Annotated in this window: 23 protein-coding genes; 5 read left to right on the top strand and 18 right to left on the bottom strand. The window is 50.7% G+C overall.

Translation table 11 applies throughout. The annotated features are described in order from the left end of the window. Positions 1-34: 34 nt before the first annotated feature. The 9 genes from D6024_RS14855 to D6024_RS14815 form a co-directional block, all read right to left on the bottom strand. On the bottom strand, positions 35-2398 hold the full coding sequence (locus D6024_RS14855) for a TonB-dependent receptor (RefSeq protein WP_121355436.1): 2364 nt from the start codon (positions 2396-2398) through the stop codon (positions 35-37). A 36-nt stretch (positions 2399-2434) separates the two neighbouring features. After that, positions 2435-2953: a hypothetical protein gene (locus D6024_RS14850; RefSeq protein WP_162944782.1), complete on the bottom strand. Its 519-nt coding sequence runs from the start codon at positions 2951-2953 to the stop codon at positions 2435-2437. A 37-nt stretch (positions 2954-2990) separates the two neighbouring features. Next, positions 2991-4040, bottom strand: coding sequence for an oxygen-dependent tRNA uridine(34) hydroxylase TrhO (trhO, locus tag D6024_RS14845; RefSeq protein WP_121355434.1), 1050 nt, complete (start codon positions 4038-4040; stop codon positions 2991-2993). 110 nt (positions 4041-4150) lie between these two features. After that, entirely contained in the window at positions 4151-4492 is a 342-nt protein-coding gene (locus D6024_RS14840; RefSeq protein WP_121355433.1) for a hypothetical protein, read from the bottom strand. 67 nt (positions 4493-4559) lie between these two features. Next, positions 4560-7076, bottom strand: a complete 2517-nt coding sequence (locus D6024_RS14835; protein ID WP_121355432.1) for a DUF5686 and carboxypeptidase regulatory-like domain-containing protein — start codon at positions 7074-7076, stop codon at positions 4560-4562. Positions 7077-7131: 55 nt separating this feature from the next. After that, positions 7132-7491, bottom strand: coding sequence for a hypothetical protein (locus tag D6024_RS14830; protein WP_121355431.1), 360 nt, complete (start codon positions 7489-7491; stop codon positions 7132-7134). 3 nt (positions 7492-7494) lie between these two features. Further along, entirely contained in the window at positions 7495-9945 is a 2451-nt protein-coding gene (locus D6024_RS14825) for a penicillin acylase family protein (RefSeq protein ID WP_121355430.1), read from the bottom strand. A gap of 142 nt (positions 9946-10087) precedes the next feature. Then, positions 10088-10594 (bottom strand): hypothetical protein, encoded by a 507-nt coding sequence (locus D6024_RS14820; protein WP_121355429.1) that lies wholly within the window; start codon positions 10592-10594, stop codon positions 10088-10090. A gap of 65 nt (positions 10595-10659) precedes the next feature. Next, positions 10660-11121, bottom strand: a complete 462-nt coding sequence (locus D6024_RS14815; RefSeq protein WP_121355428.1) for a DUF4268 domain-containing protein — start codon at positions 11119-11121, stop codon at positions 10660-10662. Positions 11122-11325: 204 nt separating this feature from the next. Between D6024_RS14815 and D6024_RS26750 the strand changes: the two genes are divergently transcribed. The 3 genes from D6024_RS26750 to D6024_RS14805 all read left to right on the top strand — a co-directional run bounded on the left by D6024_RS26750 (position 11326) and on the right by D6024_RS14805 (position 13298). Then, a complete protein-coding gene (locus D6024_RS26750; protein ID WP_162944781.1) occupies positions 11326-11466 on the top strand; it encodes a hypothetical protein in 141 nt (46 codons plus the stop codon). Between the two features lie 240 nt (positions 11467-11706). Continuing rightward, positions 11707-12399 carry a hypothetical protein gene (locus tag D6024_RS14810; RefSeq protein WP_121355427.1) on the top strand — a complete coding sequence of 231 codons (693 nt, stop codon included), beginning with the start codon at positions 11707-11709 and terminating at the stop codon, positions 12397-12399. Positions 12400-12572: 173 nt separating this feature from the next. After that, the gene (locus D6024_RS14805; RefSeq protein ID WP_121355426.1) at positions 12573-13298 is read left to right on the top strand and encodes a pyridoxine 5'-phosphate synthase; all 726 of its coding nucleotides are present in this window, start codon (positions 12573-12575) and stop codon (positions 13296-13298) included. Positions 13299-13354: 56 nt separating this feature from the next. Here D6024_RS14805 and D6024_RS14800 read toward each other — a convergent pair whose 3' ends face one another. Continuing rightward, positions 13355-14338, bottom strand: coding sequence for an MBL fold metallo-hydrolase (locus tag D6024_RS14800; RefSeq protein WP_121355425.1), 984 nt, complete (start codon positions 14336-14338; stop codon positions 13355-13357). Between the two features lie 288 nt (positions 14339-14626). On the opposite strand from D6024_RS14800, the gene D6024_RS14795 reads away from it, so the two are divergent. Then, a complete protein-coding gene (locus D6024_RS14795) occupies positions 14627-15823 on the top strand; it encodes a hypothetical protein (protein WP_121355424.1) in 1197 nt (398 codons plus the stop codon). An 80-nt stretch (positions 15824-15903) separates the two neighbouring features. Further along, on the top strand, positions 15904-16662 hold the full coding sequence (locus D6024_RS14790) for a transporter (RefSeq protein ID WP_121355423.1): 759 nt from the start codon (positions 15904-15906) through the stop codon (positions 16660-16662). Here D6024_RS14790 and D6024_RS14785 read toward each other — a convergent pair. From D6024_RS14785 to D6024_RS14750, 8 genes are all read right to left on the bottom strand, one after another. Continuing rightward, positions 16648-17496: a hypothetical protein gene (locus tag D6024_RS14785; protein WP_162944780.1), complete on the bottom strand. Its 849-nt coding sequence runs from the start codon at positions 17494-17496 to the stop codon at positions 16648-16650. The two genes, D6024_RS14790 and D6024_RS14785, sit on opposite strands and share 15 nt — an antisense overlap. A 77-nt stretch (positions 17497-17573) precedes the next feature. Beyond that, positions 17574-18116, bottom strand: coding sequence for a heavy-metal-associated domain-containing protein (locus D6024_RS14780; RefSeq protein WP_121355421.1), 543 nt, complete (start codon positions 18114-18116; stop codon positions 17574-17576). Between the two features lie 18 nt (positions 18117-18134). After that, on the bottom strand, positions 18135-18596 hold the full coding sequence (locus D6024_RS14775) for a heavy-metal-associated domain-containing protein (protein ID WP_205573290.1): 462 nt from the start codon (positions 18594-18596) through the stop codon (positions 18135-18137). A gap of 84 nt (positions 18597-18680) precedes the next feature. Continuing rightward, positions 18681-19067 (bottom strand): HYC_CC_PP family protein, encoded by a 387-nt coding sequence (locus tag D6024_RS14770; RefSeq protein ID WP_162944779.1) that lies wholly within the window; start codon positions 19065-19067, stop codon positions 18681-18683. A 59-nt stretch (positions 19068-19126) separates the two neighbouring features. Further along, a complete protein-coding gene (locus tag D6024_RS14765; protein WP_121355419.1) occupies positions 19127-21202 on the bottom strand; it encodes a putative porin in 2076 nt (691 codons plus the stop codon). Positions 21203-21211: 9 nt separating this feature from the next. Beyond that, the gene (locus D6024_RS14760; protein WP_121355418.1) at positions 21212-22030 is read right to left on the bottom strand and encodes a purine-nucleoside phosphorylase; all 819 of its coding nucleotides are present in this window, start codon (positions 22028-22030) and stop codon (positions 21212-21214) included. 189 nt (positions 22031-22219) lie between these two features. Next, entirely contained in the window at positions 22220-23428 is a 1209-nt protein-coding gene (locus tag D6024_RS14755; RefSeq protein ID WP_162944778.1) for a hypothetical protein, read from the bottom strand. Positions 23429-23547: 119 nt separating this feature from the next. Further along, positions 23548-23961 carry a VOC family protein gene (locus D6024_RS14750; RefSeq protein ID WP_121355677.1) on the bottom strand — a complete coding sequence of 138 codons (414 nt, stop codon included), beginning with the start codon at positions 23959-23961 and terminating at the stop codon, positions 23548-23550. Positions 23962-24041: the final 80 nt, after the last annotated feature.

Here is a 24041-nt window from a genome sequence, read left to right as displayed (position 1 = left end):
TGGAAGCAACCTTTCGGTCGCTTCCCGTTGAAAATTAAAAATTGTATTTCAGGTTCAGTCCACCAAAATAAAATGCATCACGTGGTGCAGGCAGGTAGGCATCTGGCAACTGGTTTACAAAAACCATGTTGTAGTACTGCACCCCGGTCAGGTTGGTGGCACCAACAAATGCATCCAGGTCGAAATGCTGCGAAAGGCTTCTGCGGATACCCAGTTTAGCATTGAGGATATTGTAGCTGCTGGTCCGGTTCGCCTGGTCGAGTGTGATGTATACAGGGTCTTTGTAGGTGTACACTGCATTGGCGTAAAGTCCGTAGGCCAAGCCCAGGTCAACACCCAGGTTCGTGGTAAACTTTGGAATACCGGCTACCCTGTTGCCGTTATAATCCTTGCCAAGAAACACGTAGTTCTCGTATTTGAAATCGGAATAGGTCAGGTTGCCAAACGGGCGGATGGTACGGAAAAAGCCTGTGCTGTTGTCCAGCACTGTATAACCCACGGAGACTTCTACGCCCCTGTTATTTTGGCGACCGGCGTTCACGATGTAGCTATACAAGGTAACAGCGCCATTGGAAACAGCAACAGCCGACATTTTGCTTTCAAAAAGGGCCTGGAAGACGGCCAGTTGATAATTCAGTTTATCGTTCAGCAGCGAGCCTTTCGAACCGACTTCATATTGGGTTCCTTTTTCGGGTACCAGTCCGGTGTTGACGATCCCCGTTCCCGGTACGGCGGCGTTGTTGCTGGTTGCATAGGGAATAAAGAAATACGAGCTGACTGGTGCTTTATACCCTTTGCTGTACGCGGCATAGAGCGAAAGTTCTTTACTGAAAACCTTGTTGACGGCAAAATGCGGCGACAGCATGTTGTCGTACTTCCTGAAAAAATAGGTTGGTTTGTTAGCCGCGTAAACCCGGTCGTTCAGTTCAATCTTCATCACGCTGTTGCCAAGTCCGGCGGTAACAGACAGGTCATGCGGAAGGGCCAACGTCCATTCGGTAAAATAAGCCAGCACGCCGCTGCGGGTATACTGGTTGCTGCGGATGCCGTTGATGATGTTTTGCCCGTTCGGGTCGGCCGGATTGGGTCCCATGGGATAACCCAGTGTTTCGGCATACTGCGTTTGTGTTTCCACGCCGGTAATGCCGCTCAGCGTGGATGAAGAACCAACTGAAAAACGGGTTTCTAAGGTGGAACGTAAACCGTAGTTTACCGGGTTCTTATCGGTCCAGCCGCCAGCCGAACTGACATCGGTCGCCTGTGCCGTTCCAAACAAGGTTGTCGTGTTGGAAACGTTATTGTTGAACCGGTAAGTATGCCCCACCCCGCCACGGAAAGAAGCGACGTGCGAATGGGCACCATTTTTAATGTAGGCCGGGTTGCCGCTGTAGTCGCCGCTGCTGTATTGTGCAATGGTCAGTTCTCCCCCCCTTTCATCGTAACTGTTGGCATGGCCTGCATAAAAATTGATCGTCTGTTTATCGTTGACCTGGATATCGCCGGCCGCATTCATAAAGCGTTTTTCCGATGCCGTATGTGCCATAAAGCCATCCGATTCCTGGTAGCCGTAATTCACCAGGAGAGATGATCGTTCGCCTCCCATCTGGAAAGACGTGGTCGAACGCAGCAAGCCATAGCGGCCAATCGTTGTTTCCTGGCCTATGGACGTTTTGCCCGGTGCCGGGCGAACGGTGCGAAGGCTAACCACCCCGGCAATGGCCGGACCGTACAGCGTGCCGGCCGGGCCTTTCACCACTTCCACATTTCCGATGGAGCCGAAATCAATATCGTCCATCAGCGTGATCCCTTCGGCATCCGTTACCGGGATGCCGTTGAGATACACTTTGTAACCCTGCCCGTCGAAATTTGACTGCGGACCATTGGTGCCTCTCACACCGTTGCCGTAGCCGCGGATGTTGAATTGTTGCCCGGCGGAGACCGTGCGGCGCTGCATGGTTACACCCGGAACGTTGCTGTTGATGGCATCATCCAAAAACAAGCCTGTCCCCCGCCTGATCTCGGTGGCCCCGATCTTGGTAACGGATTGCGGCTGGTACAGCAGGCTTTTGTTTTGGTTGGAAGTAGCGGTGATCTCGACCTTTTCGAGGTTGCCCGTAGAGGGTTCAAGGGCGATCAGGACATCGTCGTAACAGTTTTTCAACGAAACCTGTTTGCTGGCATAGCCCACATAGCTGGCCGTCACGCTTGACCCTTTGCCGCAGTCGAGCGTAAAAGCGCCGTTGGCCATGGTTTCAGCTTTCGTACCGGCGTAAAGAATGGTCGCTCCTGCCAACGGACTGTTGGTGGCCGCATCAATGACGCGGCCTTTAATGATTGCCTGTGCCTGTATAGAGAGACATGCTGCCACGAAAGCAGACACGAATACAATTTGCTTCATGCGAAAATGAATTGGTAAAAAAATGATTGCCTTTTTCTAATGCTGGAACGAAGCAACCTGCGGTGGCGGCGTTACAATCGTGCCATCGGTTTGCGGCAGGTAAAAAAGGAAAGGCGTGGAGTTCTTTTGCAGCCTGCTTTCGAAAGAAAAAATCGTGGCAGTTGTGGAAGGCAAATACGGGGAACCAAGGACTTTCAGGAGTATCGTGGAAGGACTCCCCGACGATTGTTTTTGGGTGTCGGTATATGCTTTTAGCAAAGCCGATTCTTTTTCATCCGACAAGCACCGGATCAGCACAGAATCGCCTTTTTTCTCCACGTTCAAAACGTCATACATTTCGCCCTGGTAACGAAACTCGTTGGCATCTTCCCATTCGAGCGACGCCAGTTCGGCGCGGGAGAAAGACAATGTCGACACGCCTTCAATATTGGCCCGAAGAAGTGCCTGGCGCATTTCCAGTTTTGCTTCTGTAATACGGTAATGATAAAGCAGGTGATAGCCTGCCATCAGGAAAAGCAGGCAACACAGCGTCAGTATGGCGAACAGTCGTCTCACAAATCTTCGCTAAGATAAGGAGTCGCCACTCTCCCTACTACTCTTCTCTTTGCAGATCGGTCAGTTTCGGCCGCAGCCTTGCCCTTGATTTGTTAAAAACGTTCCGGCCTTTGTCGATGCCCTTGCGCAGCTCTTTCTGCTCTTCTTCGGGCAATTGAATAAAATCCTGGCAGTCTTTGCTGCAACAACCCTCCCATTTTTGCCGGCATTCCTCGCACTGGATAAAAAGCAGGTGGCAACCTTCGTTGGCGCAGTTCACATGCGTATCGGCCGGCTTTCCACACTGGTGACACCGGGCGATAATTTCTTCAGTGATGCGTTCGCCGAGGCGGTTGTCGAAGACAAAATTTTTGCCGTGAAATTTTGAAGGCAGGCCTTTCTCTTTGATCTGGTTGGCGTAGTTGATGATGCCGCCTTCGAGGTGGAAAACATTTTTAAACCCTTTGTGCAGCATGTAGGCGCTGGCCTTTTCGCAGCGGATACCACCGGTGCAATACATGATGATGTTCTTGTCTTTGGCTTCCTTAAGCATGTCGGCTGCCATGGGTAACTGCTCCTTAAAGGTATCGGAAGGAACTTCGATGGCCTGTTCAAAATGACCCACTTCAAATTCGTAGTGGTTTCGCATGTCCACTACGATCGTATCGGGATCATCGGTTAACACGTTGAACTGCTCCGCGTTGACATATTTGCCGCGGTTTTGCATATCAAAACCAGGATCGGTGATCCCGTCGGCCACGATCTTTTCCCGCACTTTCACCTTCAGCACCCAGAATGATTTGCCGTCGTCGTCAACGGCAACGTTTAACCGGATGCCATTGAGCGGTGCGATGGAATAGAGGAATGCCTTCAACGCTTCGAAACGGGACGACGGCACGGAGATTTGCGCATTGATGCCTTCGTGGGCTACGTAAATGCGGCCAAAAACAGACAACTGTTCCAGGTTCCGGTACAATTCATCCCTGAACTGCTGCGGATCGGCCACCGGAAAATAGTGGTAAAACGAAATGGTGGTGCGGGGCTCTTTCTCTTCGAGCAAACGCTGTTTTAATTCCTTTTGGGAAATACGATTGTGCAATACGGCCATTATCTGGAAATTTTAAGGACACATGCCTGGTGAACAAAATTTCTTGAAACGGCGCAAAGATAACCACCGCCACGCTGTGGAAGTGTGAAGAAAAACTGATTTTCGTCAGCCTAGATTACACCAGCAAGGATCAGGATCAGGATCACGACAGCCAGCGCAATGACGAGGATCGGATCGATCAGCAACAGGGCCAACAATGCCACGCCCAGGATGATATAAAGCAAAGTGCGGTCGCTGGTTGTACGCGGGGAGAAAAACGACTTCAGCTTCAGCTTCAGGGAGGTCATGAAAAATTTGCGCTTGAGTTTGCGTACGGTCTTTTTGCTCATCTGTGCACCGTACATGGACAAAAGCACCATGCTCAAAAGCGCATCAGAAATAGAAGAAGACGGGTGATTGGCAGGAACGGTTACGGGTTTCGCGGTAGGCTGAATGGTTGTGCTGAATGCCATAAGATTTTCTTTACAATTGGTTAACTAGGTGCAGCAAAAGTAAGGAATCGGGATTTATCTTTTGCGATCATCTCTTTCTTTTGATGCTGTTTCCAATAACGCCGCCCAGACCTACCCGCACACCAAACCGATTACCGGGTTCCGCCTGTGTTGCCGTCACCAGGTCAACACGGAAGATCTTAAAGATATTTTCCAGGCCCGCAAACAATTCCACGTAATAAAACTCACGGTTGGCATAAAACGTATTTGTTCCGGCTACAAGATTCCATTTGAGTTTGTTGAACACCGGGATCTTGTTTGTCAAAAAACCATTGAAATGATGCTCTGCATGCAGTAGCGTATAAAAGCGTTCGGTATTGCTGTACCGGTAGTAAGGCGCCAACTGGAAACTATTCAGGTAATTGAAGTTGACGATCGTCTGGTTGCCGTTGAAATGCACAAAGTCAGGAATACCAACCCGCCGCTTGTTCAGGAACCCTCCCACACTGACGCGGTATTTAAATGTTCCCCATAGCTTCAGGTTTGCATCGTCGAAAACGGCGAACGTCCACCGGTCGAAATCGGCCGTGCTGTTGAAAACACGGGGAAATCCCCTGACATAGCCCAGTTCAAAAGTCGGGTAGCGGGACGTAATCGGAATCTTTCGGTTGGGCAGGGCCATGTAATACTGGCCGGGCTGGTAAGCCAGGACAATGGAAGCCACCATCGCCGAATGCGGTATAAACGGAATAGCCGCAAGTTCATAAGGATGATTGGGCGTGAAGACCCGCTCCCTGTAAAAAAAAGAGAAGTCGGTTGTATTCTCTACCGGGATGCGGTGTTCGTAATTCGCAATCAGGTGCAGCCGCAGGCCGTTTTCAAACGCCGTGTTGTAATCTGCTTTCCCAAACCAGGCTTCGTAGACTTTGAGGTAATTCCTGTGATAAAACAAAGTGGAAACACTGTTGGTCAATTCATCCACCGGCTCATCCCTGTTGAATTGCAGCAATCGCTTTCCTCCACTGAAAGCAAGACTCCGGTTTACACCCGTTTCTTCTTTTGCGCGGAACGCGACACTGCCAAACGAATTCAGGTGCGAATTCGTCAATCCATACCGTGTGTTCCACCCGATTGCAACAGTATTTTTTCCCTGCTTTGGACGAATGGTGAACGATTGCTGCAGGGAAAGCGACAAACCTTCTACCGTGTTGTATTGAAGTCCTGTCAGCAACGGTTCGATGGTGTAGGTTTTCCACGTGGATGTGCGGTAAATGTTCCGGCTATAGCCGTTTTTTACGAATTGCCATGGCCGGAACGGCTTCTGGGCTTTGCGCAGCGAATCAAAATTTGCTTCCATGTACACAGCATCCTGGTCCGCAACCTGGAGACTGTCTTTTAACCGGAAGTCCTTTTTTTCGTCCAGTTCCAGCGGTACCGGCCGAAGCCGTGCCCAATCGTTGCTATCCATCTTGTTGAACGCCGAATCATACTTCAGCAAAATGCGACTGGCAAAGGTTTTACCGAAGACAGGGGCAAGATTGTAATTGCTGTAGACATTCAGGAAATCACCCGCCATTGCAAATCCAAACAGGTTTGCCGCAAACGAAACCACCTGGTTCTGCGTCCGCCATATGCCGGCTGTTACCGGCGCATGTACCTGCATGATCCGCACGGTATCGAGCAGATCGAGCCCGTATTGTTTGGTAGCGTTCAGGTCCAGGCTGTGGATTCGCCATTCCTCGTCGACGATCTGCAGAAACCCTTCAAAAAGCGGTTCGTTTTTACGCCGCGGCGTCACCCTGATCCGGTCGATCATCCGGCCGTCTTCGAAAAAATTGCCTTCGTAGCGAAAGCGGTAATAATGGAACGCGGCATCCGCCAGGGGCGACACAAATCCGCGCTGTGAAACACCGCCATTAAAAAGATCAACATTATTGGTGTAAAAATTCACGAAGAACGGAACGCTGAATCCAAAGCCGCCCCCACTCTGCCGCGACGAAACAACTTCCATCCGGATCTTGCCAGGCTGCTTGTACGCCACTTTTGTCAACGATTCGGAAAGAAAAACAATGCCTTTGCCGGCGGAGTCCATGCCCTGCTTCTGCATTTCAGTCTTATCGACTTTTTGTCCCAGTAAACGGTCCGGCACAGCGCGGGAACGGACCAAACCTTTGATGTAAACGTCAACGGTAAATGAGTCGACCTGCCGGTTGTAGTCGTTCCGCTTTTTGATCGTTTGCCGCATGATGGCAATGGCCGGATCTTCACCACGCCGGATGACAACCTCCGGCATCGACAGTTCCTGCACGGACAGTTCAAAATCAACCTGCATATCCTCTTCCCCAACACGAATGCTTTTTTCTACCGTGCGATAACCCACATGATGACAAACGAGGGTGTATTGACCCGCTTCGAGGTTTAACGCGTAAAAGCCTCGGCTGTTGGCAATGGCGCCTTTCGACACTTCCTTTACCGTAACCGAAGCAAAGGGCAACAACGTGCCTTTACTGTCGCGAATGTTGCCGGTGACCGTCGCCGCATACAACGAAATGGAGAACAAAAAAAGAAAAGCAGCAGGAATCAGCCGCTTCAATAAAACTGGCATAGAACGAATGTACGCTTCGTGTCGTGGTCGAAAAAACCATTGCTGGAATAACGCCTTATTTCAACAGCTTTTCATCAGCCGGACGCAACGAGCTTCCGCTCATGGCGGCAAATCCTGCAACCAGTGCCCCAATCATGGCCGTTACCAGGATCAGGTAAAAGGCGTTTCCGTTCAGCGGAAAGATCTGTGCAACTTTCCGCGACAGAATGCCCTGGTTGCGAACATGGATCAGGCTTGCCAGTCCGCCCCACAAAATAAAAATAGCCGTAAAGGCAGCCAGGTATGCCCACCCGATCGTTTGCTTGATGAGCAGGGCCACCAAAAAAGCCACGAGGGCAATGCTCCACCAGGGCAAATAAAGACCTGCAATAAAACTCAGCGTAGCTGTTAACAGGGTTGCAAGAAGAAAACGCATAGCTTATGCTTTTGTAAATGTGAGTTTGCCGATGATCCGTTTGTCTGCCGCCTCCGATTCCTTCATCACCCAAAGGCGGTAATATTTGCCGGCCACCCAGTCGTCGATAAAGTTGTCGTAGAATTTGCTACCGGGGTTGCCGCTTTGCCCTGCCGGGTAAATGCCATAGGCTTCGGTCTCGGGAGTCAGGTGAACGATCATGCGCCAGCTTGGTCCCGACGTTTTGCCAAAAGCGTTGAGTACGTTGCCCCAACCGGGCGCCTCAACATTCAAGCGGCCCAGGGCAGGAACGGCATCCCGCAACAGGTGCTGAATCATGCTGCCTTTGTGTTTCCACCATACCAACCCGTTTTGCGCCTCTTCTTTTGCCAGCGCTTCGGCCGCCATTTTAAAAGCCGTGGTAACCTGTTGGTTCAGTGTTTCCACCTGTGGCGTATTGATGTTGTCAATAAAATGAAAGGCACTGTCCCTGGCAAGAATTTCAAAAAACGTTTGCTCAACCGGGTAAGCAACGGTTTTCTTCACCTGGGCGAATTCATCGGACCAGATCACTTTCTCCAGGCTGTCGAACCAGGCCTGGTAGATCGTCGCTCCCCTGGTGGTTGTCGTGACCCGGAAATCCCAGTTTTTGAGATCACGGATGTAACGAAGTTCATCGCTGTTCAGGTAGTTCTCTTCCACGTGTTTCAACAGGAAGGGCACGGCATCGGCGGCCATTGAACTATAGACGTCGTATTGCAGCTTCATCATGTCCTGCGGCGTTACCCGTTGCATGGTGTCCAGGTGATTGTAGGCCGAAACACCACGCGGCGTAAAATAATCGCCGGGAATGAAATACGGGTAGGTCGAATCCACAGGTCGTTGATTGGCACTTTGAAGAAAGCCCTGGGCCGGGTTGAGAACATGCGGATTTTCTTCCTGGGGTATCCATCCCTGCCAGTTGAACGTGCTGTCTTCGCCGGGCATTACGTAAACGCCCTGTCCTTTCCAGCGCAGCGGGAAACGGCCCTGCTGGCGGATGGCGATATCGCCGCTTTTGGAAGCAAACAACATGTTTTGCCCCGGTGCGGAAAAAAATTTGATCGCCTCTTCGTAATCGGCGTAATCTTTTGCGCGGTCGAGTTTGTACCAGGTCAGCGCTTCGTTGGACGGATCGTGTGCCGTCCATCGCATGGCCAGTGCCGTGGTGATCGTCGAATCGCCGTTGGTAAATGTTTTATCGTAAAGCACGGGACCGAATACGGTATAGGCAATCGTGTCCGTTACGGTAGAACCGTCACGCTTTTTAATTTCTTCCACCCGCATTTGACAAGCCTTCCATTGCCCATTGTACCAGTATTCGCGGCGGCTCTCATCCCTGAACCTGATCCGGTAATAATCGATCACGTCCCGGCCGGCGTTGGTGAAGCCAAAGGCCACGTTATCGTTAAAGCCAATCACAACACCGGGGATGCTGGGAAAGGTCGCTCCGTAGGCATTCATCGTGGGAGTGTGAATTTGCATTTCGTACCAAATGGAAGGAAGGGAAAGTCGCAGGTGTGGGTCGTTGCAAAGGATCGGCGATCCGCTCGCTGTTTTGCTCCCACTTACCGCCCAGTTGTTGCTGCCCTTGATGTCGACAGGCTTGGGCACCTGCACCGGGTTAACCGTTGTATCGTTGCCATAGTACAGCGAGTCAAGATTGGCCGGCGGCACCGGTTGCACGGCCGGTGGTGCAAACGCTGTTCCTGCAGGGATGATGGGTTTGGAAGAATCGGAAATCTGCGGAAACAATAGGTCCATATCCTGCAGGGAAAAAACCGATTTCATGTTGGTAAACTGCAGGTCTTTGGCATACGAAAGACCGGCCAGGTCGGCAGACATCAGTTTAATAAACAGTGCTATTTTCAGGTTGCTCCAGGGTTCGGGTTTATAACCCAGTAATTTGAATTCGAAAGGCAGGCTCGCTTCCGTAACGGTTTGAATATACCGGTTCACGCCGGCCGTATAGGCATCCAGCATGGCCTTGGTGGTCGGGTCTTTTTCCATTTCCTTCACCATGATCTCGGCGGCGTACACCATGCCCATTCTGCGCTGCAGCCGGTCCACATTCACCAGCCTCGGATCACTCAGCACTTCGCTCAGCCGGCCGGCGGCGTAGCGGGTTTGAAAATCCATTTGCCAGAGACGGTATTTGGCGTGCAAAAATCCCTGCACGAAATAAGCATCATCATCCTTATCTGCAAAAACATGCGGCACCAGCCTTTCGTCGAGGTAAACAGACACCTTGCCTTTCAATTCGGCAAACTGGAAATCTTCGTCAAGCGCTTCGCCGGATGCTTCGCCTGCCTGCCAGAATCCGCATTGCGGGCTCAAAAAGCGGCCCAGGGCAGGAACGGTTCCCCAGCGCTTGTTCAAGGCGAAAATCAACGTTCCGGTAATGACAGTGCTGATCAGAAAAGCAACAATTCGCATAAGCATGGAATAGGGGCGAAAGATAACAAGATGTGGGGAAAGGCAAAAAGAGCTATACCGGTGGATTTTCCACCAATCGTTCCGGGCAAGAAAAAAGTCTTCAGCTCGTGAAGACTTTTCTTATAAGGTTACTGCGGAAAGATTATTGCACCAGCAGCGTTTTTCCTTCCGTGGTCATGCAGGCCGCCATGGATTGAAACAGCACTTTTTGCTCGTCGGAAAATGCGATCACCATTTCTTTTTTGTCCGTACCAACCAGTTTAATAGTGGCCAGCTTTTTCGTTGCCATCCGGGTAAGCCAGGTTGGCGTAGACGCGCTGTTTTTAAATACAAAATGAAAAGCGCCATCGCAGTTCATCGATCCGGCATTGCGCAAAATGGTTTTTGAACGTTCACCTTCAAACGTGACGTTGGCCACCGACTCAGCGTCAAAGCATTTGTTGTCGCCTTTAATCCAGATAAAAAAGTCGATCTCTTTGGCTGTTGCATCAGCCGAAATGGAAACCGTCAGGCCGTTATTGGTAAAATTCTGAAAGCCGGTAGAGAGCTTGGTCTCATGCGTAAACGGGTCGACGGATTTTTTCAGCTTACAGTCTTGAGCCAGCGAAAACAGCGGCAGTAAAAACAACAGAAGAAAGCAATTTTTCATAAGAAGTAAATGTTTCCTAAAAATAAAGTGCAAAGACTAACGGCAAAGCAAGGGCTTGTTAATTCTTAGCGTAAACCTTCAAAGCTGTACTTTACCTGCGACCAGAATTCGTCCAGGGCGATGATGCGCTGCTTAAAAAAAGAAATGAGTTCCGGCCAGTCGCTTTTTTGAAATATCGAAACACCGCCTTTTTCGACAAAGATCCGCGAAATGTTTTTGCCAAATTCATCCAATGCATGCAACTGCCAGGTCCATTCCTCGCCGGTAGCGTCGCGAAGAAATTTTTTCAGCTCGCCGAATTGTTCAAAATACAATTGCTGAATGTCCCTGTCCTTGTGTGTAAGATCGATCGATATTGTCGCCTTCTTGTTATCGGCTGCCATGCGGAATTGAATATTCTTCTCTCCGGTTTTGTAATTGACCCAATTGATCTTCTCTCCTTCTGCCGAAACTACCGGCGACATGTACTGTCCGAATGTTGTCCAAAACGCCTGGCGCAGTTGGGCGGCTTCCTGCTTCGAATACATGTCGCAAATGTAACCCAGGGCCGGGTTACAGGATTCCGCCGTTATACACCCTGCAATTTAACATAGCCGTGGTTGTTCTACATTCCGGTGTGGCTGCACTTCCACAACCAAAGCAAATACAGAAGAGCTGTTTCAGCAAATTCCCCCTGTTTTAAAAATTGGCACCAATTTCCTATATGAATAAACGAATCAAATGAACATTGTATGAAACAAGCGTTGGAAAGACTGGTGAAGAGAGAGAGTACGCAGGAAAAATTTCATTTCCTGTCAACCGTTATGATGATCCTTTTATTCCTGGCATTCTGGGGTGTCAGTTTTTACGTGCTGGTAAACAGTCTCGCCTAAAAAATATTGTTGCAGTTGCGTAGAGAATGGTGTGTGGTGTTGTACTGCAACGCATTGAAAGCTTCCTTCGGGAAGCTTTCTTCTTTTACAGGACAGTAACGAGTCCAATTCAAAACGATTCATACATGCCATTCCTAAAACCTCGTTGCAAGTTTGGCATTTCGTCTTTAAAAAAAAGCGACCGATGGTTACATTTTTTCAACGGCTGTTGACCTATTTGCAACACTCAAAAATAGACTTATGAAAATGCACACACCACTCCTCACAGTACTCGTTGCTGCCACCCTTTTCACCAGCTGCAAAAAAGAATCGACGAATGCCGAAAATGCCGGAACCGTGGGCTACCAGCTCCGCACCATCAACCGTACGGCTCTCGTTGGTAAAACCGATGCAACGGGTCGCATTGCAGCGACGTCGATCAACTGGACGGCCGGCACGGCATCGGCAAACGAATTAAAATTTGAAGCCGAAAGCAACAGCGGTGAAGTGGAATTCAAGCAACGAGCAGCGCAGCAGGTTGACCTTTTTTCCGCCACTTCTTTCCTCGGAAACATCACGATCCCGGCCGGCACGTATAACGAAGTCGAGTTCAAGGCTTTCCTCGTTCCGAGCGGCAACTCGCCTGCATTGGAACTGGACGGCACGCTGACAGCCGGATCTGTCTCCCACCCTGTGAAATTCATTGTCGCCAGCAACGTGGAACTGAAGGCGGAAAAACACAACATCACGGTTGCACAGGGAGAAAAATATTCGGCCCTCAATAGCATCGACCTTTCCCAACTCACAAAAGGAATCCCGGAATCGGCATTTACGGCAGCTTCACTGACGAATAACACCATCGTTCTCTCCGCAACATCAAACACCGATCTATATAACCTTGTACTCAATAACCTGAACAGCCATCACGGCGAAGCAGAAGTGGAACACGACTAAGCAAAGACAACCACCATCCTTTTTTACCCATAATCCTTACCCCTACTATACGTCCCCTGTGAAAAACCCCGTAGCGCACTGTCAGCGCCTGATCCAACAACACAACCAGATCCCCTCTTGCAGGGGATTTGTTTTTTTGTATTTTCCCACCACCGAAAATTATCTTTGCTTCAATGCCAACAAAGCTCTCTGTCAATATCAACAAACTGGCGACGCTGCGCAACAGTCGCGGCGGCAACAATCCCGATGTGGTAAAAGCTGCCGTTGACGCACAACGTTTCGGTGCCGACGGAATCACGGTCCACCCCCGCCCCGATGAACGGCATATCCGATACAGCGACGTGCGGGCACTCAAAAAAGTAATTACCACCGAATTCAATATTGAAGGCAATTCAAGGGAACAATCGTTTGTAGACCTGGTGCTGGAGGTGAAGCCCCACCAGGTTACACTTGTTCCCGACGAGCTGGGACAAATCACCTCCGATCATGGTTGGGACACGATCAGGCACAAGAGCTATTTGAAAGAAATGATTTCGGTGTTTAAGCAGGCCGGTATCCGCGTTTCGATCTTTGTTGATCCCGACCCGAAAATGGTCGAAGGCGCCGCGTTAACCGGTACCGACCGCGTAGAGCTTTATACCGAGTCCTACGCACGGCAATACGCAACCGGAAACCGCGGCAGCGTGATCGTGAAGTATGTCGATGCCGCTAAAAAAGCAAAAGAAGCCGGGCTTGGACTCAATGCCGGTCACGACCTCGATTTGCACAACCTCAAATATTTCAAACAAAACATTCCCTGGCTTGATGAAGTGAGCATTGGTCATGCGCTCATCTGTGATGCCATTTATCTGGGTTTTGAAAACGCCATTCAACTTTACAAACGCCAGCTTGCCGAATAAAAACAGCCCCGGACAAAGGAGCTGTTTTTGTTTTCCGGCAAAATGATGTTTCTTCTTTACAGCCAACGTTTCCGGCTTCGCCGGTAAACGACATAGCCTGCTACGGCGAGTGCCGTTACGGCCAGTATTTTTAGGAAAAAATAATTGGGAATTTTCGGCGGAACATAGGTTGGCCCCTCGTCGTTGAACAACGCTGGCTCCCGTACATACCTTCCCTTATCCGGCATCCCCATGTGCCAGAACTCACGGGCCATTTTGTGCAATGCCTTTCTTGCTTCGTCGCCATACATGGCACTGCCGTGACCGGATGCAATGATGTTGGGCTCGAGCGCTGCCAGCGTTTTTACCGTCCTTGCCGCGGCGCCCCAGTCGGGTGTAAAATATTTTGGCGGACCGCTGAGCACCCGCTTTTGCGACATCACCGAAAAAATAGATTCCTGCTTTGTGGTTACCACGGCATCGCCGGCCACCAGCACACCATCCTTTTCCCGGAACAGGCTGATATGGCCCGGCGTATGTCCCGGCGTGTGGATCCAACGCCAGTCGGGAAGGTGTGGAACTGTACCGTCTTCGGGAAGTTCCCGCAGGTATTCCTGCACATCAATGGGACCACTTGGATAAACAAAGGCCATGGATGCCATCATACCGCCGCCAACGGTTGGGTCGGGTGGCGGATAGGAAGCCTTGGCCGTGAGGTATGGCAGTTCCATGTGGTGGCAGTAGACGGGCACCCGCCATTCTGTGGAAAGCTGTTGCAGCGCCCCCCTGTGGTCGAAGTGGCCATGCGTGAGGATAATGGCCTGTGGAACTGAACCCGGTTCCATCGCCTCAGCGATGAAATTCTTGATCTTGGCATAGGACGATTTCATCCCCGTGTCTACCAAAACCCAGCCGGGCTGTTCCTGGCTTTCGATTATATACACATTGACAAATACATCCTTCATTCGCCAGACGCCGGGTGCGATGGCAAATATATTGTTGATGATATGGCGCTCTTCCGTCGCTGAGATTTCCCTGCGGTCTACGATTCTTTTGTCCATGAGATTGCATTTTCTTGTCGTATTCACGGGCACAAATAACATACCACGCGACCGGCTCACATTGCTCCGGCGCGCTGAAGGAACTTGAGCCTGTTGCCAAAAGAAGACTGCCCTGTCTCAATTGAAAGTGCCACGGCTGCGCATCGATGCAATAGGAAATTTCCTTGCCGACGCAGCATCGTTACGAAACAACAGCCGGCAACGACTGCTTTTTTCCCTGTCCAAATACATCGATCCGCCTGTCCAAAACCAAAACGGTTAATTGCTTAACTTGACCCGTAAAAACCGATGATCCCTTCCTTACGGCAGCAATACAACCGGCAGTTTACCGAGGACAAATACAAGGCTTACCTCACCGACCTGGAAAACCTCTACCCCGGTCACCTTGATTTTCGCATCGCGGAAACACCGGTCTTTGTGCCGAAGGAGTTTGTGCAAAAAATGGTATCGGCCTGCGAAAGCATTATCGACAGGGTAAACACGTCTGATTATTTCCGGCAAAGCAGCAAAGCGATCCCGCCCGATTTGGCTGTTCCCGGCGAAGAACACCAGCCCCAATTCATTGCATTTGATTTTGGGGTTTGTTTTGACGAAACCGGTGGGCTTGAACCCCAACTCATCGAAATGCAGGGTTTTCCCACGCTTTTTGCCTGGCAAATCCTCCAACCGGAAATTCAACACAACCATTTTCCCTGGCCCGAAGGGTTTAGCATCTTTCTCAATGGCTACAACCGCGAAAAATACATTCAGTTACTGAAAGAAATTTTGATCGGCGACAGCGATCCGGCTGCCGTTGTGTTGCTGGAGATCTTCCCGGAAAAACAAAAAACCCGGGTTGACTTTTGGGCAACGGAAGATCTTACCGGCGTAAAAACCGTTTGCCTGACAGACCTGATCCCCGAAGGGCGAAATCTCTATTACCTGCGGGATGGAAAAAAGACCCGCATCGAACGCATCTACAACCGCCTCATCTTCGACGACCTGCAACAGCAATCGCCCGAGGTGCAGGAAAAAGGCAAAATCCTGTTCCAGGATTTCGATGTTACCTGGGTGCCGCACCCTAACTGGTTTTACCGCCTGAGCAAATACACCCTGCCGTTTATCGACCATCCGAACGTTCCCGCCACGCGGTTTTTGAGCCAGGCAGATCCCTTACCCGACGACCTTGAAAATTACGTGGTCAAGCCGCTCTTTTCTTTTGCCGGCCAGGGCGTCATTATCGACGTGACACAAGAAGCGATTGCCCAAATAAAAGACCCGGAAAACTGGATCCTCCAGAAAAAAGTTCCCTATGCAGCCGTCATCGAAACGCCGGACGAGCCGGCGAAATGCGAGATCCGTCTATTTTACTTCTGGCCTCGTGGTGCCGATCGGCCCATCGCCGTCAACAACCTGTGCCGCCTGAGCAAAGGCAAAATGATCGGCGTCCGCTACAACAAGGACAAAACCTGGGTGGGCGGCACGTTTGGCTTGTTTGAACAATAATTATTGCCGGAGACCGATGCTGTTTTATCTTTGACTAAATTTTAGACTTGTCTAAATATTTATTGAAGTCAACCTAATTTATGAAACAGCCCCTTCTTGTTTTTACCTTCCTCCTTCCCGGTATTCTTGTTTCTGCACAGCAGACGGAGCGAATTGAAACCGACCGGCCCGACCAGACGGAGTCGCCGTTTATCGTGCCGCTCCGCTACCTGCAAAGCGAGATTGGTTTTAACGCCATGAATTACAAAGGGGGCATCCGGCAATGGGTGCACCCAACGGTATTGGCCAAATACGGGTTGAACCAACGCCTCGAATTGCGGTTGGAACTGAGCCCTTACACCGAGATGGCGCAACAGGCTTCCGGCAAAAAAGGCCAGATGAAATTAGAACCGGTTGAAGTCGGCACCAAAGTGCGGCTGTTTGAAGAAAAAGGACTTCGCCCCAAGACTTCGGTAATTGCCCATGTCGGTCTGCCCTTCCTGGCAAGCAAAGATTACCGCACTGCCACCATGATCTATACCACAAGACTAACCTTGCAAAACACCTTGTCTGAAACGGTCGCCCTGGGCTACAACCTGGGTGTGGAGAGAGATCTCGAAGGCGCTTCGGCTTTTTTTTACACGTTTGCACCCGGCTTCAATATCGGTAACCGGTGGTATGCCTACATTGAAGCTTTCGGCGCACACACCTACGAATGGGAGCACAACATCGATGGCGGCATTGCTTACCATCCGTCTACCGAAACAAAGATCGACCTGTCGGGGGGCTTTGGCCTTGGCGATTCACCGTTAAAAAACTATGTGGCGCTGGGCTTCTCGTTCCGCTTACCGCTCCGCTGACGGCGCTTTCTTTTTCAACGCATCCAGGAAGATGTATTCGAAACTGATCATGAAACTGTTTTTGGTCAAACGGTAAATATCGCTTCCCAGTTGGAACCGATAGCCAACATTGAGTTTGGCAGTACTGTTGAAAATAGCCTGGACGGACGGTGCGAGATCGACATAATATTTTTCCAGCGGAAAGTTGATGTTCCGACCACCCAAAAGCTCCACGTAAAGATTGACATTCGTCTGGTTGTAATCTTTGTACTCGAACGGCAGAAGCAAGTAGCCGGCCGATAGCGAATAGTTAACCGCCTGGAACGCATAGCGGTCGCGGTAGATCTTGTCACTTCGCAAGTCGTCGAGCACTTCATTCCAGCCTGCTGTGGCCGAAAGGGCAAACTTGTTCCACAGCTGTGTGGCGATCAGCCCGCCCTGCACACCGCTCTGCTCTCCCATTGCCAGGTTGATTTCGTTGTGGTCGAGGTGATTGCGGCTGTAGGTGGCAGCACCAAAAACCGCCATGCGAAAATGCCGGTGCACCTCGTCGTTCGAGTAAAAACGGTACTTACCATAAAGCCTTGCTCCTTCCCACACCAACGACTGCTGGTGCATGTTCGATACATTGACGCCGGCATGGAGCATCCATTTCTTGCTGAGGCCAAACATCACTTCCGGCATGTAGCGTTGCAGGGTTCTGGCGGTATGTATATCGCCGTGAAAAACCGCTGTGTTCTTGAGCGAAATGGAATGGGCCGGCATGTTGGAAGCCGGTTCACTATACGGGTAAAGCTCCTGTGAAAACGCGGTCCCGCCAAGCAGCAGGAAACCGACAACAAGGATCTGTTTCATTGGAAAAGAAAAAGCCGGGGAAAAAAAAGTGGAAACGGGAGACACCCCTTTCACTTCTCCTTGCCCCGGCGATGAAATTAAATAACGACGTGGTAAATGCGTGACGACTCCGCACCGGCCTCTTTTGCGCAGCACTTCGCCATACGACCGGTTTGCACACAAGTCATCTTGCTCAGCGCAGCGTAGTTTTTAAACGCTTTGGCAGAAACAAAACCCTTGTCCACCAACGAAAATGTCACATCACCGTTCAACGTTTGCCCGCTGCTGTTGAGAAAATGGAAGTTGGAACCACCGATTTGCACGTGTTCGTCCTTTTTTACCTGCACGCTGTTCACGGCGGCTGTTACCTTTAGTGACGCCACGGAAAAACCGGCATCTTCCACTGCCTTGCCCAGGGCATCAAAATCGACAGTTGTATTCGGCCTGAACGAAAGGTTGTATTGCTGGTTCTTGATGTCTACCTGTACCTTTTCAACGAAGGAAACTTTTTCCAGGGCATTTTTGACAGCCTTCGAGCACATCGAGCAGGTAAGCCCGCTGGCCTGCAGAGAGGCTTTACTGAATTGAGCGTTTGCCGCGATTCCCCAAACCATCAGCAAACTGAAAATGATTTTTTTCATTTGACCGTGTTTTTGAGTTTAGGCTTTTTTGCAGCATTCTTTCTGATCGCAACCGGCTTCTTTGCAGCAGGCCGCATCCTTGGCGCATTTGCCGTCCTTCATGCATGCCGACTTGGTGCAGGCTTCGCTGTCGCAGCAGCTTTTTGCGGTAGTGGTTGCACGTTCGTACTGGCAGCACTCATCGAGTTTATTGTAAGCGTCCTCGGTTGCTTTTACATCCGGGGTATCGTAACCGGCACCGGCAATGGCTTCCTCGATTTTTGTTTTGTTGGCCGTGCCGGCATATTTCACCGTTAGCATTTTGGTGTCGGTATTCCAAACGGCATAAGAAGCGCCGGCAGATTTTGCAGCTTTCTCGATTTTCTTTTTGCACATACCACATTCACCGGCAACTTTAAAGCTTGCAGATTTTGTCTGGGCAGAAGCAACTGTAGCGATCAGGATAAAAAGGAAGAAGAAGAAACTATTCAGGATTTTCATTTTGTTTGTTTTTAGAATGGGAAATAAACGAATGGGAAAATAGCAAACAGGAGTTTGCCAGGCATCGATCAAAACGGGCTTCGTCTAAATTCTAAAAACACGGTTCTGCAGGTAGGTATCCTGTTCACTTAATGGTGGCCCATGGGCGACAGGCTCAGCGTTCAGTGGTTCACCGACCGGAGGGATGAGTAGAAATATGGACGTCGTGACAGGCAGGTGCGGAAGAGAAAAATCCACGCCGGCCAGTTTGGCCAGCACCTGGTCCACGTGCATCTTCACCACCTTTACTTCATCCTTGCAGCAGCCTTTGCTGTCTTTGATCGGCATGCCGCATTCACTGCAACGGTGGCGGGAGACATCACCCAGCTGGAACGATTTCAATTCGTCCATGCAATAATGAAAGGAAATGACAAAACCTGTGCTGACCACAAAGTAGATTGGCAACAATATGGAAGCAAACAGCTTTTTCATTTCAAAACAAATATAGAGACATACGAACGAAAGCAAAAACTAGTGCGGCCTGTGCTACGTTAATTAACAAATACCCAATAGATGCCGAAACGGAAAACCATCCCTGGTGTCGGATAGCCAATTGCTGCCAGGTTGTGCCTGTCGAAGGCGAAACCGCCGTTCAGGTTGGCGGTGTTCAGGTTTTCCAGGCGTATGAATGCCTTGAACGTACGCACCCGCATGTGCAGGAAGGCATGGATCTCCGGCCGGTTGGAAATGGTTGTTGAATCCTGATAAAAGAACTGCCCCAGCACCGGCGAATACATGTCCATTTTGTATGGCGTGTTGTACCGGATCTCGAGCCCGGTCGACAGGTTCAGATTGCGAAAGAACCGCCCTTCAAATGCCAGCTGGTTGCGGGTGTAAAGCAGCGGCAGGTTGACCTCGGCACCGCCGGCCTTTTGCTGCACATACAATTCGGAATAAAGGTTCCAGTGGCGGCCGATGCGGAATGTTTTTAGTCCGCTCACCCGCAACACGTTGAACAGGGCATTCTCCTGCTGAAGGCTGCGGTAGCCATTCAGGTAAAGGAAATTGCTCACGACATAATAATCGCCGCGCAGTTGCACATCCAGCTTGGGCAGGTAATACGAGCCAAAAAAGTGCAGGGTATTTTCTTTCGAAAAATTCTTTGCCGTGTCGAGGTAAAACGAGCTTTGCTGGTTATAGATAAACGAAGGCGACCGGTTGATGTTTTCAAAGCCAAGTTGCAAGGAACCCAGTTGCTGGCTCAGCAACCGTTGCAGGCTGACGTAGGCATGGTAATCGCCAAAATTGAGACCGGCGAGGTACAGGCGCCCAAAGGCATTGATATCCCATTTCTGGTTGCGGGTGCGGTTGCGGTACTCGCCGTGGCCGATCACGTTGGTGTAGGACTTCACGCCTTTGGCAAAATAGCCTTTCAGCAACTGCAGTTCCGCCCCGAGTTTGATAAACTGCTGCAAGTTGTTGGCATCGGGAAACTGGTAAATGGAAAAGTCATTACTGATCTCCCGCCAGCGATCCTGGATAAAAACAGAGTCCACCGGGTTCAGGGTGTCGTTTGGCGTGAGCCTGATGCGGTACAAACTGTCGTAGTAGGTCGAGTCGGGTGCATTTTCTGATGACGACGACGGTTCGTCCTTATACGAATAATTGTAAGTGGCAAAACGGAAACTGTGTTCAAACCGGACCCGCGGGTAAAAAAGCGGGATGACGGTCGAATCGGTCACCAGCGAATCTTTTCGTCCGAAATCGTACTGCTGGCGCAGGTAGAAATGATTCTCTCTTTCCCGCCGGCCCGTTACAAAACTGTTGTTGAATGCACCGCCACGCAGGGACGGGCTTCCGCCAAGAAAGGTCGGAATGGTGAAGCGACGTGCATAGGTCGGATCGTCGAGGTAGTCTTTGTCGGTGCGAAGGCCACCGCTTTCGCCGGCATTGATGCTGTTTTGCAAAAACACAAAATAGTTGTTGTACCGCCGGTTGGTCGACTGGTACCACGATCCCAACTGGATATTGCTATGGTTGTTTCGCTGGTTGCGGAAAATGCCCGGTGCGGTGAGCAGGCGGTACTGGAAGCTGACATTCCAGTTTGGTTTGACGTTTTGCGTGTGCAACACTTCAATCATCTGCTCCGTGCCCGTAGCCAGCATATAGCCTAATTCCGTATAGGGCCGCGGCGTGTTGTAAAAGCGGGCATTCTCGAGTTTGAATTTGTACACGTCGTGCGAATGGAAACCTGGGTCCCAGCCGGTGGTGGATGGCATGACGAACAACAAAGATTTGGTGGCCGAACCGTCGTTGCCCAGGTAATAATGCGTGGCCGGGATCGGGAACCGCAGGGAATAGTCGCGGATCGACGTATCAAAGGTGGTCGGCCGCACCGTATTGAAACGATAGACTTTTACAACGAGGCTGTCATCGCTGTAATCGCGATGCTCCACTCCTTCGCGTTGCGACGAGTCGCCGCTGCTCCGGTTACCGGTATTGCCCGAACGGGGAAAGCCACCCGTGGGCAGACCGCCGGGCAGGCGAATGGCCGGACGCTGTGCAAGGAGCGTTCCTGATACCAGCAACAGCCATACAAAAAAGCTATAACGGATTGTGCCTTTCAAAACAAGTGTTTAAAGCGCGGCGATCATTTCGCGGAAAACGGCAGAAAATTTCGGTTCGGCTTCTTTGGCCGCCTGCAACACCTCGTCGTGGGTGATGATGTTTTCTTCCTCACGGATACCCACATCGGTGATCACGCTCATAGCAAAGACGTTCATGCCGGCATGCGAGGCGGCGATCACCTCCTGCACCGTGCTCATGCCAACGGCGTGAGCACCAAGAAGGCGGATCATTTTGTATTCAGCCCTTGTCTCAAAGGTCGGACCGGTCACACCAAAATACACGCCTTCTTTCAGGCGAATTCCGAGCCGCTGAGCGATGTCTTTTGCTTTTTGAATGAGGTCTTTTTTATAGGGTTCGCTCATGTCGGCAAAGCGCGGACCGAGACGGTTGTCGTTGGCGCCCAACAGGGGATTTTTAATGGCGAAGGAAATATGATCAGTGATGATCATCAGGTCGCCTACCTGCATGCCTTCTCCCACGCCACCGGCAGCATTCGACACGAGCAGGGTTTGTACGCCAAGAAATTTCATGACGCGGATCGGGAAAACGACGTCCTCCGGCGCATAGCCTTCGTAGAAGTGAAAGCGGCCCGCCATGGCGATCACCGGCTTGCCGGCGATGGTGCCGAAAATCAGTTTGCCGTGATGGCCTTCCACCGTCGAAACAGGGAAGTGCGGAATCTCTTCGTAAGGAATTTCCTTGGTGATCGCAATTTCCTGGACAAAATTTCCCAGGCCGCTGCCCAATACCACACCAATGTTTGCACCTGCGGCATTGAACGGCTGCAGAAACTGCGAAGCCTCTACCAGTTTGTCGTACGTATTCATCGCGGCAAAGATAGCCGCCTCTGGCTTTACAGAAATTTTATCAGCAACACAATCTTATTGTAAAAAATGGCAGACAGGTTCGCATACTCGTCTGCCGATGCATCCCCGCAAAAAGACTTTTTCAGGCAGCAGATTTCGCTGCGGGAGACGCACGGGGAAAAGGAGAAAGGCAGAGGAAGAAGAACGATCTTATTTGTACAACGTCAATCCATTCAGTAATCCGGGAATTGTGTCGTTTGGCAAGACAATTCCTTTGGCACTCACTTCGGTTTCGATCTTGCTGTGTTCCGATTCGAGTTCTTTTGTGCTGATGGACTTCGACCGTTTTTCCTGCGGCGGATTGAGCTTTTCGGATTTTTCAAACTCCAGCACTTTTTCGTGGATGTCGGCCGGCAGACTGTTCTCGCATTTGTAGGCCAGCTCAATAAACTGGCGGGCAAAAAACGAATCGATCTGGATTCGTCGCTTCGACAGGTGCGCAAACTTGCCGATGATGCGGCAGATATTGTCCCGCTCTTCGGGGCTTAATTGTTCCGCAAATTCATAGTCTTCGATCCGGCACAGCGAAAGGATCAGCGGCTCCAGCACATCCACCGACACGACGTACACATCGTAATCGGCCATGTTGTACACGAACTGGCTCACAACGGGGAGCGTATTCGTTGGCACTACCAGGAAAACGTCTTTCTTTACGCCTTCCTGCTTTGCGTATTTTTTGGCAGCTTCGGCCTGCGCCTTCAGGTAAAGCGGGAAATTCTTCAGGTCTTCACCGGCCGGGCTCTTGGCATCGAACACCACGTATTCATCGCAAATCAGCAGAGCATTGTCCGGTTCCCCGCGGAACGGTGCCTTGTCCACATAGTTCAGCGTATGCTTCTGGCAAATGACCTTCATCTTACCCTGCACATCGGTTTGGTGGGCAGCCCAGGTTTCTTTTAGCGCCGAAAGTCGGTCCAGCTCTTCCTGGTGCCGCTCTTCCACCTCCTTCGCCCTTTCGTCGAGCAATTGCTGCCGGATCTCCTGCAGCGACACAATTTCCTCGGAGTATTTCTGCTGGCGAAACTCGTCCTCTTTTTTCAAGCGGATATTGTCTTCTCTCGTTGCCTGCAGTTCGTGCTGTGCATTCAGGATGCGTTCCCGCAGCGTGCTCAGTTCGGCCTGCATGGACTGGAGCTGCGCTTCCCCGTTGCGGCGACCTTCCTGGAAAACCGACACCTGCAGGTTGGCTGCAGCCAGTTTTTGCTCGGATGCGGCGAGGTCGTTTTGCAGCGAAGCCAGTGCGGCGGCGGCATCTACCAGGTCTTTTCGTACATCGCCCCAGTGAAACAGGCGGCTCCAGAAAGAAAGCGTTTTGATCTTGTCGAGAAAAGCTTTCAGCAAAAGAGGATGGTTGCTCATGCAAAAGGATTTGGTAAAGGAATAAGAAGGTAAGATGCGTTTTTTCGGGAAGGGTTGCAATGCAAAGTCAAAATTCAAAAGGAAAAAGGCAAAAACGATTTTCGTCTTTGGACAATTCCCTAGTTATTGGTTTTGCTTTTTGCCTTTTTCGGCTGGATAAAATCCCATAGGTTGCCGTACAGGTCTTTAAAGACGGCCACCGTGCCGTAGGACTCTTCGGACGGATCGCGGACAAACTCCACGCCTTTTTCCACCAAGGTTTTGTAATCCCTGAAAAAATTGTCGGTATGCAAAAACAAAAAAACCCGGCCGCCTGTCTGGTTGCCGACGGCCTTTCCCTGTTCTTCGTTGGCGGCCCTGGCCAGCAGCAATGAACAGCCGCCCTTGCCTTTTGGCTTTACTACCACCCACCTCTTGGTTTCATTCATCGCCGTGTCTTCCACGAGGTCAAATCCCAGTACCTCCGTGTAATAAGCGATGGCGTCATCGTAGTCGTTCACTACGAGGGTCAACTGTACCAGTTGTTGATTCATCGTCATTTAATTTGACTGCAAAGAAAAGAAGGCCTTTTCAAACCCGCTGCCTTTTTGCATTTTTGCCGGAGGCGTTGAGT

This window comes from Flavisolibacter nicotianae (assembly GCF_003628535.1).
GTDB classification, from domain to species: Bacteria; Bacteroidota; Bacteroidia; order Chitinophagales; family Chitinophagaceae; genus Flavisolibacter; species Flavisolibacter nicotianae.
This window is presented reverse-complemented; position numbering and strand designations above follow the sequence as displayed.